14 protein-coding genes are annotated in these 14588 nt (G+C 72.5%); 3 read left to right on the top strand and 11 right to left on the bottom strand.

Annotation, left to right across the window (positions count from 1 at the left end; all coding sequences use genetic code 11):
• Positions 1-65: 65 nt before the first annotated feature.
• Positions 66-413 (top strand): RNA polymerase-binding protein RbpA, encoded by a 348-nt coding sequence (locus tag ACFQ46_RS02000; RefSeq protein WP_328296125.1) that lies wholly within the window; start codon positions 66-68, stop codon positions 411-413.
• 75 nt (positions 414-488) lie between these two features.
• Here the strand turns inward: ACFQ46_RS02000 and ACFQ46_RS01995 are convergent, their stop codons facing one another.
• From ACFQ46_RS01995 to ACFQ46_RS01980, 4 genes are all read right to left on the bottom strand, one after another.
• A complete protein-coding gene (locus tag ACFQ46_RS01995) occupies positions 489-1031 on the bottom strand; it encodes an FxsA family protein (RefSeq protein ID WP_380256648.1) in 543 nt (180 codons plus the stop codon).
• On the bottom strand, positions 1028-2683 hold the full coding sequence (gene lnt / locus ACFQ46_RS01990) for an apolipoprotein N-acyltransferase (protein ID WP_380256646.1): 1656 nt from the start codon (positions 2681-2683) through the stop codon (positions 1028-1030). Before lnt ends, ACFQ46_RS01995 begins: the two co-directional genes overlap by 4 nt.
• Before the next feature lie 430 nt (positions 2684-3113).
• A complete protein-coding gene (locus tag ACFQ46_RS01985; protein WP_380256798.1) occupies positions 3114-4655 on the bottom strand; it encodes an amidohydrolase in 1542 nt (513 codons plus the stop codon).
• A gap of 126 nt (positions 4656-4781) precedes the next feature.
• Positions 4782-5639, bottom strand: a complete 858-nt coding sequence (locus ACFQ46_RS01980; RefSeq protein ID WP_380256644.1) for a hypothetical protein — start codon at positions 5637-5639, stop codon at positions 4782-4784.
• A 150-nt stretch (positions 5640-5789) separates the two neighbouring features.
• On the opposite strand from ACFQ46_RS01980, the gene ACFQ46_RS01975 reads away from it, so the two are divergent.
• Entirely contained in the window at positions 5790-6728 is a 939-nt protein-coding gene (locus ACFQ46_RS01975; protein WP_380256642.1) for a 5'-3' exonuclease H3TH domain-containing protein, read from the top strand.
• Here ACFQ46_RS01975 and ACFQ46_RS01970 read toward each other — a convergent pair.
• Positions 6713-7528: a dienelactone hydrolase family protein gene (locus tag ACFQ46_RS01970; RefSeq protein ID WP_380256640.1), complete on the bottom strand. Its 816-nt coding sequence runs from the start codon at positions 7526-7528 to the stop codon at positions 6713-6715. The genes ACFQ46_RS01975 and ACFQ46_RS01970 overlap by 16 nt on opposite strands.
• Positions 7521-8336: an aldo/keto reductase gene (locus tag ACFQ46_RS01965; protein ID WP_380256638.1), complete on the bottom strand. Its 816-nt coding sequence runs from the start codon at positions 8334-8336 to the stop codon at positions 7521-7523. Before ACFQ46_RS01965 ends, ACFQ46_RS01970 begins: the two co-directional genes overlap by 8 nt.
• A 51-nt stretch (positions 8337-8387) precedes the next feature.
• Here ACFQ46_RS01965 and ACFQ46_RS01960 point away from each other — a divergent pair, with 51 nt between their 5' ends.
• Positions 8388-9143 carry a class I SAM-dependent methyltransferase gene (locus ACFQ46_RS01960; RefSeq protein WP_380256636.1) on the top strand — a complete coding sequence of 252 codons (756 nt, stop codon included), beginning with the start codon at positions 8388-8390 and terminating at the stop codon, positions 9141-9143.
• A 15-nt stretch (positions 9144-9158) separates the two neighbouring features.
• On the opposite strand, the gene ACFQ46_RS01955 is transcribed toward ACFQ46_RS01960, so the two are convergent.
• The 5 genes from ACFQ46_RS01955 to ACFQ46_RS01935 all read right to left on the bottom strand — a co-directional run bounded on the left by ACFQ46_RS01955 (position 9159) and on the right by ACFQ46_RS01935 (position 14579).
• A complete protein-coding gene (locus ACFQ46_RS01955; RefSeq protein ID WP_380256634.1) occupies positions 9159-11954 on the bottom strand; it encodes a DEAD/DEAH box helicase in 2796 nt (931 codons plus the stop codon).
• Positions 11955-11968: 14 nt separating this feature from the next.
• Positions 11969-12868: a diacylglycerol/lipid kinase family protein gene (locus ACFQ46_RS01950; RefSeq protein ID WP_380256632.1), complete on the bottom strand. Its 900-nt coding sequence runs from the start codon at positions 12866-12868 to the stop codon at positions 11969-11971.
• Positions 12869-12872: 4 nt separating this feature from the next.
• Positions 12873-13658: a twin-arginine translocase subunit TatC gene (tatC, locus tag ACFQ46_RS01945; protein ID WP_380256630.1), complete on the bottom strand. Its 786-nt coding sequence runs from the start codon at positions 13656-13658 to the stop codon at positions 12873-12875.
• A 92-nt stretch (positions 13659-13750) separates the two neighbouring features.
• A complete protein-coding gene (gene tatA, locus ACFQ46_RS01940; RefSeq protein ID WP_380256628.1) occupies positions 13751-14038 on the bottom strand; it encodes a Sec-independent protein translocase subunit TatA in 288 nt (95 codons plus the stop codon).
• A 202-nt stretch (positions 14039-14240) separates the two neighbouring features.
• Positions 14241-14579 (bottom strand): hypothetical protein, encoded by a 339-nt coding sequence (locus ACFQ46_RS01935; RefSeq protein ID WP_328296112.1) that lies wholly within the window; start codon positions 14577-14579, stop codon positions 14241-14243.
• Between the last annotated feature and the right edge of the window lie 9 nt (positions 14580-14588).

Here is a 14588-nt window from a genome sequence, read left to right as displayed (position 1 = left end):
AGTCCCCTTCACTCTCCCCGGACCGCGGGAGTAGCCGTGACGAGGGGGACGATGGGGAGGTCACTATGAGCGAGCGCAACCTGCGAGGGTCCCGCCTCGGAGCCGCGAGCCTCGAGAGCGAGTCCGGTGTCGAACCGGCCGAGCGCCAGATGGTCACGTACAACTGCCCCGAGGGGCACACGGTCGTGGTGCCGATGTCGCTGGAGGCCGACGTGCCTCCGTTGTGGGAGTGCCGTTGCGGGGCGGAAGCCCTGCGTGCGGACACCGACGCACCGGAGCGCAAGGCCGGCAAGCCGGCGCGTACGCACTGGGACATGCTCCTGGAGCGTCGCACCATCGCCGAACTGGAAGTCCTGCTCGACGAGAGGCTCGCGCTGCTCCGCAGCCGCGAACTGATCAAGCGCAGCGCCTGATCCAGCGCGCACCACGAAGGCCGGTCCACCACCTGGTGGGCCGGCCTTCGTGGTGTCCGGAGCGCTCGGTCGGGGTCAGCGACCGAGTTCGCGCGGGTCCTCGACGATCTCACCGTCGACGATCTCACCGTCGACGACGTCCCCGTGCTCGACGACGTCACCCACGACGACCGTGCCCCCGGCCTCGCGCACGACGCGTTCCACCCGGGTCCGCACCAGGCGGACGAAGAGGGCGCGCAGCAGCCGCCGCGTCGGCGGCAGGATGCACAGCAGGCCCAGGACGTCGCTGATCAGGCCGGGCAGGATGAGCAGCACGCCGCCGGCCCCCGCGAGGACGGCGTTGCCGACGACGCCGGGCTGCTGGCCGGGGACGGGCGCCCCGAAGGGCACCGACGCCGTCTGGCGGAACGCCGCCACCGCCTGGCGCCCGGCGCGGCGCAGCACGAGAGCCCCGCCGAACGTCTCGGCGACGATCAGCACGAACACCCAGCCGCCGCCGACGAGGTGCCCGAGCTGGACGAGCAGCCAGACCTCCAGCGCCAGCAGCAGCACCAGGCCCACCGGGATCCACGACGTCCAGCGGCGCCGGCGCACCGACGGGGCGGAGGACGCGCTCACGCCGACACCGGATCACCCGTGGGCGCGTCGGGGACCCGCCGCCGGGTGCCCCGGCCGCGGCGGTCGGGCCGGGTGCCGCGGCGGGCGGTCAGCAGCAGGAGCAGCGCGAGGCCGCTCAGCACGTACTCGGGTCCGGCCCCGACCTTCGTCGCGATCGTCTCGGTGGAACGCAGCACAACATCTCCCTGGAGGACGTCCTGGGTGAACAACGTGCTCTCGTCGTGGGCCGTTCCGTCGGGGCTGATGATCGAGCTGACCCCGACCGTGGAGATCTGCACGACGGCCCGCCCGCTCTCCACGGCCCGCAGCCGCGACATCGCGAGCTGCTGGACGGCCTCACCGGAGTAGCCGAACGTCGCGTTGTTGGTCTGGACGACGACGAACTGCGCACCGGCCCGGACGGAGTCGCGGACGGTGTCGTCGAAGGCGACCTCGAAGCAGATGACGTCGCCGACCCGGACACCGTTCATCCGCAGCAGTCCGACGTGGTCGCCGTGGACGAAGTCCCGGGTGACGAGGTCGACCTTGTCGCTGAACATCCGGAAGAAGGACCGGTAGGGCATGTACTCCGCGAACGGCGCCGGCCGCTGCTTCACGTAGTGCCGGCTGTCGTCCTCGAGCGCCCCGGAGAGACCGTCCTGAGGGGTGACGACGATGCCCGTGTTGGAGACGAAGCGGCCGGGACCGTCGAGGACGGCCCCGACGAGCACGGGAGCGCCGATGGCGGCGGCGGCGGACTCGATGGCGGCCTGCGCGTCGGCGTTCTCGTAGGGGTCGATGTCGCTGGAGTTCTCCGGCCACAGCACGAGGTCCGGCTGCTGAGCCGTTCCCGCCCGGACCTCGGCCGCGAGGGCCTGGGTGGCACCGGCGTGGTTGTCGAGGACTGCGCGACGTTCGGCGTTGAACTCCAGCCCGGCCTCGGGAACGTTGCCCTGGACCGCGGCGATGCGTCGGGTGCCGTCCTCCTCGGCCGTCGGACGCGGGACGAGCGCGCCCGCCCAGGTGACCAGCACGGCCACGAGCAGGGACACCACCGCTGGACGCAGTCGCGGGGCGCTTCGCACCGCACCGAGGGGGGCGGGCAGACGGAACAGCGCGAGCACCGCGGAGGCCAGCAGTGCCCCGGCGAGGGCCGTCCCGAACGTCACCGCGGGCGAACCGCCCAGCGCGGCGAGCCCGAGGGTCGGGGAGTCGGCCTGGGAGAAGGCGATGCGCCCCCACGGGAACCCTTCGAACGGCACCCGCAGACGTGCTGCCTCCACGCCCACCCAACCGGCGGCGACAGCCAGCGGCGCCGTCCCCCAGCGGGCCCGCTGCAGGCGGGGCAGGAAGGCCCCCAGGACGGCGTAGAAGAGCGCACAGAGGATGGAGAGGGCCGACCAGGGGAGCAGGCCGACGTAGGTCCCGCTCCAGGCCAGCAGGGGGAACATGAACGCGAGGCCGAAGAGGAAGCCGGCCAGGAACCCGCGCCGGGCGCGCACCCCGTGGGTGGCCAGGCTCAACAGGGCGATGCCCAGGACGGCCGTGGGCCACCATCCCGACGTCGAGAGGGACCCGGGGAACGCCGCCCACGTGGCGACACCGCCCACGAGGGCCAGCAGCAGCGCCACCGGCAGCTTCGCAGGAGCAGGGTCGGCCGGTCGCACGCGCATCCCGCGAGGGTAAGCGAGGGAGGTGGGAACGGGGCCACCGCGGGTCGCGCCGGTCGGGGCCGAACAACAGGTCGAGTCCGCGCGCCCTTCGTGCCGTCGCGCGCCCCGTCGGCCACGAGGTGCGTGCCGTTGTCTAGGGGTGCACGGACTCGACCCCGCCCACTCCGGTCGGTCAGCGCTCCACACGTCGTCGCAGGTGGTGCGGCTGAAACGGCGGTGGCGCGGCGCACCGATCGGTACTCCTCGTCGTGGACTGCACCTCAGAAGCTACTCAGCCGCCGCCTGCTGTCAACCTGCCCGTGACCTGCGACGACGCGCATCGCGGCAGGTCACACCCGACCCACGAGCAGCCACCAGCAGCCCTCGCCCGGCGTGTCGCCCGGCGTGTCGGACAACAGGTCGGACAAAGGGTCGGACGACGGCAGGTGCCCTAGGACCGGTCGTGCACGACGACCCCGTCGACGACGGTCCGGCGACACACCGGCTCCGGCGCACCGGGGCCCAGGTCGGGCAGTCCCGGAGTCCCCGAACGGGCGTCCGTGCTCCACCCCGACAACCGACGGTCGGGAGCCTGCACGACGAGGTCCTGCACGTCCCAGACCGCGTACGTCGCCGGGGCCCCCGGACGCAGGACACCCGGGTGGCCCAGCCCCGCCAGCCGGTGACCGCCCCGCGTGTGGGCCAGGAACGCCGCCCGCACCGACACCGCCCGCGCCTCGTCGTGCCCGAACCCCGCCGCCCGCACCGCAGCCCACGGGGCGAACGGGGTCACGGGCGTGTCCGACCCGAACGCCAACGGCACCCCGGCCGCCGCGAACGCCGCGAACGGGTGGCTCGCCCGCACCCGCTCCACCCCGAGGCGGGCCTCGTACAACCCACCCGGGCCGCCCCACCGCGCGTCGAACGCGGGCTGGACGCTGACCGAGGTCCCGAACCGCGCCAACGCCGCCACCACCTCCGGTCCCGCCATCACCGCGTGCTCGACGCGGTGGCCCGCCGAAGCCAGCGCCGGGACACCCAGATCGCCCGCCACGGCCTCCAGCGCCTCCGCCACCACCGCCAGCGCCGCGTCGCCGATGGCGTGGAACGCCGCCTGGACCCCGGCCCGCGTGCAGGCGTGCAGGTGGTCCCGCACGGCGCTCGCGTCCAGGTGCAGCGAGCCGCGGTGCCCGGGGGCGTCGGCGTAGTCGGCGCGCAACGCGGCCGTGCGCGAACCGATGGCCCCGTCGATCGTGAGGTCGCCCCCCAACCCGGCGACCCGCGCGCTCGTCCCCGCCAGGACCGCGGCGACCTCCTCGGGCGAAGCGACCCGGTGCGCGAGGTAGCCCACGACGTCCGGCAGGGCCTCGGCGTCCGAGAGCGCCTGCAGCGCCTCCAGGTCACCGGGCGGGGCGAGCCAGGGCCCGGACATCTCGTGGACCGTGCCGATCCCCGCGGCCGCCGCGGCCTGCAGGGCGGCCCGGCGGGCGGACTGCGCCGACTGCGGTCTCAGCGCGTCCCAGCGAGCCTCCAGCGCCGCGTGGTGGGCCTCCCGGCGCACCACGCCGTCCTCGTCCCACCCCTCCAGACCGCGCAACCCTGCCGCCTGGGCCAACGACGTCGACACGAGGGCGCTGTGACCGTCCACCCGCGACAGCAGGACCGGCGCCCCACCTGCGGCCCGGTCCAGTTCGGTCCGCGTCGGGACCCGCCCGTCCTCGAAGCGGGACTCGTCCCACCCGAAACCGGCCAGCAACTCCCCCGGTCGCGCCCGGGCCGCCACCGCGTCCAGCAGGTCCCCCGCGCTGCGGACCCCGGCGAGGTCCAGCCCGGTCTCGCGCAGACCCGTCTCGGTGAGGTGCACGTGCGCGTCCACGAACGCCGGCGTGATCAACCGGCCGTCCAGCTCGACGACCTCGTCACCCTCCCGCGTCCACGCCGACGCGGCCTCCTCCGGCCCCACCCACGCGACCGAGGAGCCCTCCACGAGCATCGCCGTCGCGAACGGGTCGGCGGGTGAGTACACCGCCCCACCGCGGTAGAGCCGTCGGGTCGCACCAGCGCTGGGTTCCACGCGAGGCAGCGTAGGAGCCGCCCCGCGCGGGACCCACCGCAGGGTTCAGGCGCCCGCGGCCGCCGACTCGCCCGCCAAGGCCCCCATGTCCGGGGCCTGCGTGACGCTGGCCGGGTCCGGAGCGGCCACGTCGACCGAGCTGCCCCAGTCGTAGTAGTCCATCGAGACGTTCAGCGTCGACCCCTCGACGGTGATCTGCTCGGTCATGCGCACCGGGCGGTTCTGGTCGTCGACGTAGAGCGTGAACGGGATCGAACCCAGCTGCGCCGCAGCCGCCTTCGCCTCGTCGGTCTGCTGCTCGGCCGGAGCCAGCTCCAGAGCCTTCGCCGCGTCGATCGTCCCCGCGTACCCCTTCGCCTGCACCCCGCGCACGGAGATCGGGGCGACCTCCTCGACGCCGTCGGCGACACCCTCCAACTGCTCCAGCGACTTCGCCGGGTCCATCGAGGAGGTGTCCAGACCCGTCGCACCCAGCTGGTCCAGCGGCATCTTCATCCACTGCCCCTCGGCCGTCAGCGGCGCACCCGAGAGGTATGCCACACCGTCGACCATCCGGAAGGTCAGCTTCGTCCCCCCGGCCTCGGCGGGCAGCGACATCGTCATCTCGAAGGCATTCTTGGCGATGTCGAACGCGCCGTCACCCGAGAAGTTCAGGGCCTGCCCGGAGGCGGTGCCGTCCATCGTGAAGGAGAACTTGCCGCTCCCGGCCTCCTTCGACTGCACCGAGGAGGCCTTGACGACCTGCATCGCGGTCAGCTCGGTCGCGGGCGAGGACGTGGCGGTCGTCGGCTTGCTCGCGGAGTCGTCACCGCCACCACACGCCCCCAGACCGAGAGCGAGCACGGCCGCGCCGCTCACGGCCAACGTGCTGATCCGACGACGGCGACGGGTGCTGGTATTCATGGAAGGTCCCCCCTGGTCGGGCTGTGACTTCGGTGTGGATTCGATTCCCACCCTCACAGCTTGACCCGTCCGGCGCCCGTCGGCGTCACCCATCCGGACCGAACCTCCACGACATCCGACGGACCCCACCCACCCCCTACGGTGAGGCCCATGACGTCGTCGACCGGGGCCCCCGCGCAGAAGCTGATGCTGCTCGACTCCGCCTCGCTGTACTTCCGCGCCTTCCACGGCGTCCCCGAGTCGATCACCGCCCCCGACGGGACCCCCGTCAACGCCGTCCGCGGGTTCCTCGACTCCCTCGCCCACCTGCTCACCACGTACCGCCCCACCCGGCTCGTCGCCTGCTGGGACGACGACTGGCGCCCCGCCTTCCGCGTCGAGGCCCTGCCCTCCTACAAGGCCCACCGCGTCGCCCCCGACGGTGGCGAGGAAGCCCCCGACCTGCTGCTCCCCCAGGTCGACGTCATCGTCGACGTCCTCGCCGCCCTCGGCCTCACCCGCGTCGGCGCCCCCGGCTACGAAGCGGACGACGTCATGGCCACCCTCACCGTCCGCTCGACGGACCCCGTCGACGTCGTCACCGGCGACCGCGACCTCTTCCAGCTCGTCGACGACGACCTCGACGTCCGCGTCGTCTACTGCGGCAAGGGCGTCCGCAAGGCCGACCTCGTCGACCAACCCTGGCTGCACACGAAGTACGGCGTCAGCACCGGCCAGGCCTACGCCGACATGGCCGTCCTGCGCGGCGACCCCTCCGACGGCCTCCCCGGAGTCCCCGGCATCGGCGAGAAGACCGCCGCCGCCCTGATCAACCGCTACGGCGACCTCGCCGCCCTCGTCGCCGCCGCCGACGACCCCACCACCGGGCTCTCCCCCGGCCAGCGCCGCAAGCTCCTCGACGCCCGCGACTACCTCACCGCCGCGCCCGTCGTCGTCAACACCGCCCGCGACGTCCCCCTCCCCGACCTCGACGACACCCTCCCCCGCGAACCCGCCGACCTCGACGCCCTCGGCGCACTCGTCCACCGCTGGGGCATCCAGTCCAGCGTCGAGCGCGTCCTCACCGCCCTCGTTCAGTCCCGCGACTGACCGAGGCGCTCCCGCAGGAAACCCACGACCTGCCCCCGCGCCTCGAACGCCGGATGACCCGGGCGCTCGCGGACCTCGTGGGTGAGGACGGAGTGGGCGCCCTTCGAGAACCCGCCGGGGTTGCCCGGCCCGGAGTCGAGTTCGATCACCCGGAACGCGTCCCCGAGGCGGGCCGAGATCGTCGCGAAGCGCGCCGCGGGGACGGCGGCGTCGCGGGTGAAGCGCAGACCCAGCGCGCACACCGAACCCGTCGCGGCGCGTTCGGCGATCCGGTCCAGCTCCGCCGGGCTCGTCGCCGGGTCGGCCCGGTGCCTCTTCGACACGGGGAAGGGCAGGGCCGGTTGGCTCAGGACGGCGGCGCCCACGGAGTCATCGACGGCCGCGGCCAACGCGAAACCTCCCGTGAAGCACATCCCGATGACCCCCACGCCCCGGCCCGGCGTGCGGCCGGCGAGGTCGGAGGCCAGGGCGCGGAGGAAGTCGGTGAAGGGCCGGTGCGCCCCGAGCGCGAAGGCGCGGAACTCGCTCGCGACGCACAGGCTCGCCACCGTCGCCACGACGTAGCCGGTGCTGGCCACCCGTCCGGGCGTGCCGAACGGCGAGGGCACGACGACGGTGAACCCCTCTGCCACCAGGTGCTCGGCCAAGCCGGCGACCTCGGGCGTGAACCCGGGGACCTCCGGGACGAGCACGACCCCGGGACCCTGGCCCCGTTCGTAGCAGTCGTAGGTCTGGCCTCCACCGGTGAACGGACTCCGGGTCCAGTCCTGCACCCTCCCGACCGGGGCGGTGTCAGTCACGGTGCAGCGCGTCCAGGACCGTGAGGTCGGCGGCGGAGATCTCGAAGTCGAGGTCGGCGTTCTCCGCGATGCGCGAGGGGGTCGTGCTCTTGGGCAGCGGCAGGACGTCCTTCTGCAGCAGGTATTTCAGGCAGACCTGCGCGACCGTGCGGCCGTAGTTCGCCGCGACCGCCGCGATGGCCTCGTCGTCGACGAGACCACCGGTGGCCAGCGGGGAGTACCCCTCGACGAGGATCCCCCTCTCCTTGCACCACGCCGTCGTCTCGTCCTGGGTGTTGCCGATGAACCAGCGGATCTGGTTCACGTGCGGCAGCACGGTCGTCGCGGCGGTCAGCGACTCCAGGTCGGCCACGGAGAAGTTCGAGACGCCGATGGAACGGGCCCGTCCGGAGGCGTGGATCTCCTCCAGCGCCGTCCAGACCGCGATGTTGCCCTCGCGGCAGTCCTTGCCCATCTCGCTCCAGGGCCACGGCGCGTGGACGAGGTAGAGGTCGACGTGGTCGAGTTGGAGGTCGGCCAGGGAGGCCTCGAAACTGGCGAGGGCCTCGTCGTGGTCCTTGATCTCGGCGGGCAGCTTCGTGGTGACGAAGACGTCGTCCCGGGCCAGGCCGCTGTCGCGCACGGCACGGGCGACGCTGGCCTCGTTGCCGTAGGCGCGGGCGGAGTCGACGTGGCGGTAGCCCGTCGTCAGCGCCGTGGTGGTGGCGTCGTAGGCGGCGTCCCCGTCGGGGATCTGCCAGGTGCCGAACCCGACCTTGGGGATCTCGACGCCGTTGGAGAGGGTGAAGGTCTCGGTCAGTGTGCTCACGCGCTCAGGCAACCACACGCTCCCCGCAGGTGCGCGGGCGTACCGTCCAGCATGGCCTTCGACGTCGCCGCGGACTACGACCGGTTCATGGGCCGCTTCGCCGTCCCCCTCGCCCGGCGGACGGTGGGCGCCCTCGGACCCCGACCCGGTCAGCGTGCCCTGGACGTCGGGTGCGGTTCCGGCGCCCTCACTGCGGAACTCGTCGGCGTGCTCGGTGCGCCCGCCGTCGCCGCCGTCGACCCCGCCCCGGAACCCGTCGCCGCGGTCGCGCGACGTCTCCCCGGCGTGGACGCGCGGGTCGCCGCGGCGGAGTTCCTCCCCCACGACGACGAGACCTTCGACCTCAGCGTCGCGCAACTCGCCGTGCACTTCATGGCCGACCCGGTGGGCGGGCTGCGGGAGATGCGCCGGGTGACCCGTCCCGGCGGACGCGTCGCGGCCAGCGTCTGGGACTTCGGCGGGCAACGCAGCCCGCTGACCACGTTCTGGACGGCGGTGCGCAGCCTCGACCCCGCGGCCCGGGGCGAACCCGGTCGGTCCGGGAGGGTGCAGGGCGAACTCGCCGACCTCTTCCGGGGTGCGGGCCTGCTGCCCGACCTCGACGACGAGCTCACGGTCGAGGTCGGCTACGACTCCTTCGACGCGTGGTGGGAGTCCTACACCCTCGGCGTCGGGCCGGCCGGGGACTACGTGGCCCGGTTGGGGCCCAGCGCCCGGGAGACCCTGCGCCGGCGGTGCGCGGAACTCCTCCCCCGCGCGGCGTTCACCGTGGAGGCCACCGCCTGGTTCGTCGCCGCACCCCGGTGAGGGCCCCGGGACGGCTCAGGTCAGGGAGGTGTGGGCGACGACGCCGCGGCGCACCGCGTCGACGGCGTCCCGCGCCGCCTTGCGCACCCCGGGCTCGGTGGAGGCGATGCCGATCTGGTCCAGCAGGTCGACGAGCTGCTTGCACCGGCGGACGAAGTCACCCGCGGCCAGGTCCGCCTCGCGGAGGACCTCGTCGAGGCGGTGCCCGCTGGCCCAGCGGTGCACGGCCCAGGCGAGCCCGGCGTCGGGTTCGCGGGTCGCGGGCACCTTGTGGTGGTCCTCGCGGTCGGTGAGGTCGCTCCACAACCGGTGGGTCGTGGCGATGGCCGCCTCGACCTTGCGCGGGATGCGGTCGGGGCGTCCGCCCTCGTCGCGGCGTGACTCGTGGACCAGCGTCGAGACCGCGGCCGCGAGGTCGGGGGCGCTCAGCGCGGTCCACGCGCCGTGGCGCAGGCACTGGGCCACGAGCAGGTCGGTCTCGGCGTTGATGCGGCGCAGCGTGCGCCCCTCGTCCGTGACGGACAACCCGTCCGCCCCGAGGTAGTCCAGTTCCGCCAGCAGGTCGCAGACCCGGTCGAAGGTCCGGGCGATGGTGCCCGTGCGGCCCTCGATCTTGCGCTGCAGACCCTGGGTGTCGTGGCGCAGCTTCTCCTCGCGCACCGCCCACCGGGCGTGCTCCTCGCGTTCCGAACACCCGTGGCAGGGGTGGGCCTTCAACCGGTCGCGCAGGGTCGCCAGTTCCCGGTCCTCACCCGCCGTCGACGTCCGGCGGTGGCGCGGGACGTCACCGCCCCCGACCTCGGCCAGGGCGTTGCGCAACGAGGACGCCAGGTCGCGACGTTCCTGCGGGGAGCGCCAGTTGAAGTCCTTCGGGATCCGCACCCGCGTCACGGGTTCCACGACACCGGAGAACTCACCGGAGTCGATGGTCCGGACCTGGCGGTCCTGGCTGAGGATGCGCGGGGACGGCCCGTCGAACCCCTTCCCGGGCAGCAGGTCCAGGACGACACCGAACGTCGCGCGCCGCCCGCCGGGGAGCTTCACCACGTCACCGCGGGACAGGCCCTCGATGGACTCGCGGGCCTCGCTGCGCCGCGCCGCGACCCCGGACCGGGAGAGTTCCTTCTCGCGCTCGCTGATGGCCTGGCGGAGCGCGAAGTACTCACCGAAGTCGCCGAGGTGGCAGGTCATCGCCTCGGTGTACCCGCGCAGCGCCTCCTGCTGGGACCGGATCTTCTGCGCCTGCCCGACGACGGCCCGGTCGGCCTGGAACTGCGCGAAGGAGGTCTCCAGGATCTCACGGGCCCGTTCACGGCCGACCTGCTCCACGAGGTTCACGGCCATGTTGTAGGTCGGCCGGAAGCTCGAGCGCAGCGGGAACGTGCGTCGCGAGGCGAGACCGGCGACGGCCTCGGGGTCGGTCTGGTTCGACCACAGGACGACGGCGTGGCCCTCGACGTCGATCCCGCGCCGACCGGCGCGACCGGTCAGCTGGGTGTACTCCCCCGGCGTGATGTCGACGTGGGTCTGCCCGTTCCACTTCACCAGGCGTTCCAGGACGACGGACCGGGCCGGCATGTTCACGCCGAGCGCGAGGGTCTCGGTCGCGAAGACGGCCTTGACGAAGCCGGCCGCGAAGAGGTGCTCGACGGTCTCCTTGAACACCGGCAGCAGACCGGCGTGGTGGGCGGCGAGTCCACGTTCCAGCCCGTCCAGCCACTCCCAGTACCCGAGGACAGCGAGGTCGGAACTGGGGATCTCCGAGCAGCGCTCCTCCGCGATCGCGCGGATCGCCCGGCCCTCCTCGGGCGTGGTGAGCCGCAACCCCCACGCGACGCACTGCTGGACGGCCGCGTCGCAGCCCGCACGGCTGAAGATGAAGGTGATCGCCGGCAGCAACCCGGCCTGGTCGAGGGTGTCCAGGATCTGCGCGCGCGAGGCGGGCCGGCCGACCCCGGAGGGGCGGTGACCGCCCGGGCCGGGCCGCTGCTGACTGCGGCGCCGACCGCGACCACCCGGTCCGGCGAGCCGGTCGGACCGGACCTGCTGGCGCGACATCGCGACGAGCTCGGGGTTGACGATGGCGCCTGGCACGAGCGATCCCTCGTCGCCCTCCAGGGCCTCGCCGTCGGGGTCGGTGAAGAGGTCGTAGAGCCGGGTCCCGACGGCGAGGTGCTGCCAGAGCGGGACCGGCCGGTGCTCGGACACGACGACCTCGGTGTCCCCGCGCACGGTGTCGAGCCACGCGCCGAACTCCTCGGCGTTGCTGACCGTCGCCGAGAGCGAGACGACCAGCACCTCCGAGGGCAGGTGGATGATCACCTCTTCCCAGACGGCGCCGCGGGAACGGTCGGCGAGGTAGTGGACCTCGTCCATGACGACGTAGCCGAGGCCGTCGAGCAGCGGGCTGTCCGCGTAGAGCATGTTGCGCAGGACCTCCGTCGTCATGACGACGACGGGGGCCTCACCGTTGACGGAGTTGTCACCCGTGAGCAGGCCGACGGCGGCGGAGCCGTGGCGCTCGACGAGTTCGGTGTACTTCTGGTTGGACAGGGCCTTGATGGGCGTCGTGTAGAACGCCTTGCGACCGGTCTGCAACGCCAGGTGCGCCGCGAACTCCCCGACGACGGTCTTGCCCGCGCCGGTGGGGGCGGCGACGAGGACGCCGCGACCTGCTTCCAGGGCCTGGCACGCCTGCAGCTGGAAGCCGTCGAGCTCGAAGCCCACCGTGCTCGCGAACTGCGCCAGCTCGGTCCTGGAATCTTCGGTGCGACGGCGCGCTGCCGCGTAGCGTTCCGCGGGGCTCGCCATGGGCTGACAGTACGTCAGCCGAGCACCCGCAGCGCGCCCGGTACCACGGTGCAGGTGATGGGGAGGTGCCCGAACGGTTCGCCGTCGGCGTGGGGGTGCGGCTGCGCTGCGCCGGGGAGGACCTCGAGGGTGACGCTGCGGACCCGGTGGACGTGGACGGCAGGCAGCTTCAGGTGCGCACCCCGGCGAGCCCGGGGGAAGAGCTGCAACGCGGCGATCGGTGGCAGGCGGTCCACGACGACGACGTCGAGGAGCCCGTCCGTCGGGTCGGCGTCGGGGGCCATGAGGATGCCGCCGCCGTAGCTTCGGGTGTTGGCGACGGCGACGAGCAGGCACTCCTGCTCGACGGTGGTGCCGTCGAGGGTGATCCGCATCGGCAGCCCCCGGACGACGGCGAGCTCCCGCACCGCAGCCAGGGTGTAGCGGGCTGGCCCGCGCGGCCAGCGCCAGGAGTTGGCACGTTCGTTGATGAGGGCGTCGACACCGGAGGCGAGGATGCTGCCGAACCAGTTCGATCCCACCCGCACGGCGTCGACCGTGCGCGACCGGCCCTCGTGCAGGGCCGTGGAGACGAGCTCCGCCGAACGCACCGGATCACCCAGCGGGAGGTCGAGCCCGCGGGCGAGGTCGTTGCCGGTGCCGGCGGGGACGATGCCCAGGGCGGTCGACGTGCCGGCGACGGCCTCGAGCCCGGCGTGCACCAGGCCGTCGCCCCCGACGACGACGAGGGCCTCGAACTCGCCCGCCCGCTCGCGCGCGGCGCGAGCCGTGGAGGCGAAGTCGAGGCCCGAGAGGTCGGTCACCGGGTGGCCGAGGCGTTGCAGCGTCGAGAGGACGTGAGCGCCCGCGACACGGCCGACCCCGCGACCCGCCGTCGGGTTCACGAGGAGGCCGACCCGCCCCCGAGAGGTCATCGGGTCAGATGGCGCTGGCTTCGTCGTCGCTGAGGTTCGCGTAGTCCGGCTCGTCGGCGTTCTTCGCACGACGTCGGTCGTTCGACAGACAGATGACGGTGGCGATCGCGAAGAGCACCAGGAGTGGCAACGCGAGGAGCAGCATCGTCGTGATGTCCGAGGTCGGGGTGACCAAGGCGGAGAAGAGGAAGCTCAGGAAGACGCTGATCCGCCACTGCTTGAGGATCGCCTTGCCGGAGAGCAGGTGAGCGAAGTTGAGACCGACGAGGACGACGGGCATGAGGAAACCGAGCCCGAACGCCAGCAGGATCCGCATCACGAAGGAGAGGTAGAGGTCCGCCGAGATCTGGTTCGAGGCACCAGTGGGAGTGAAGTCGATGAGGAAGCTCATCGCGTTCGGCAGGACCGAGTAGGCGATGGCCATGCCACCCAGGAAGAGCGGCACGGCGGCGAAGATGAACCCAACGGCGTAACGCCGCTCCTTCTTCGTCAGACCAGGCGTGATGAAAGCCCACAACTGGTAGATCCAGAAAGGGCTCGAGACGATGACTCCGCACCAGATCGCACCCTTGACCGCGAGGTCGAAGCCCTGGCCCACCTGGGTGAAGTTCAACGCGACGTTGCTGTAGCCCTTCTCGCCTGCGTAGTCCAGGAGCGGCTTCTGCAAGTAGTAGAAGACACCCTCGAACCAACTGGACTTGTTCCAGACGAACCAGCCCACGATCGCACCCAGGACCAGGAAGATCCCCGCCTTGAAGACGCGGTCCCGCAGTTCCTTCAGGTGCGCCATGAGAGGCATGCGCCCCTCGGGATCCTTGGGTGCGCGTCGTCGGACGGTGGTGACGGCCATGTCAGCGGTGCGATCTCAGGCGGTGCGGCGGGTCAGGACGCGCGCGTCTGGTGCTCGGACGCGGCCTTGGCCTGCGCCTCTTCGGCGGCCAGCTTGGCTTCGAGGGCCGTGGGCTCGGAGTCGAGGCCGGCGGTGGTCGGAGACTTCGTGGTCTCCTCCTTGCCGTCGTTCTTCATCTCCTTGACCTCGGACTTGAAGATGCGCATCGAGCGGCCGAGGCCACGCGCGGCGTCGGGCAGACGCTTGCTGCCGAATAGCGCGATGATCAGCACGACGAGGATGACGAGCACCCAGGGGTGGTCGACGAGGTTGCGGAACATCAGTCCTCCAGGGTTGGACGAAGCGCGGCCATCGTACGTCGATCGAAGCCGTCTGTGGGACAAGCATGCGCGTCGAGTCGCCCGAATACCTGCGCTAGGGCGTCTCCTGGGCACACTCCCGGTGAACACCCAGGAAGCACGAGAGCCGCCCCGCGGACGCCGTGGCGTCCGCGGAGCGGCTCTCGGGGAGTGTGGGGGTGCGTCAGCGCACGGTGCGCAGGCCGCGGGCGGCCAGCGAGGCGAGGTCGTCGCAGGAGTCGAGCACGAGGGCGAAGTCCAGGACGTCGTCCCAGGCGATGGTCGAGCCGTTGTGCTCCTCCATGGCCTCGGCGGGGATGGTCCAGCGCTCGACGGCGACGCCGCCGGAGACGAGCAGCGCGACGACGTCCTCGCCGGCGGGCTTGCGGACCTCGTCCTTGCACTTCGGGCAACCGAAGGCGTAGAACGACCGCTCCTTGGCGGAGCACACCACGAGGCGGACCTGCTTCGGGGTCAGTTCAACGTCGCCGCAGCAGGGGCAGGAAGCCTTGATCGTGGTCATCTCGAGCAC

This window comes from Kineococcus sp. GCM10028916, assembly GCF_042674865.1.
Lineage (GTDB): Bacteria > Actinomycetota > Actinomycetes > Actinomycetales > Kineococcaceae > Kineococcus.
This window is presented reverse-complemented; position numbering and strand designations above follow the sequence as displayed.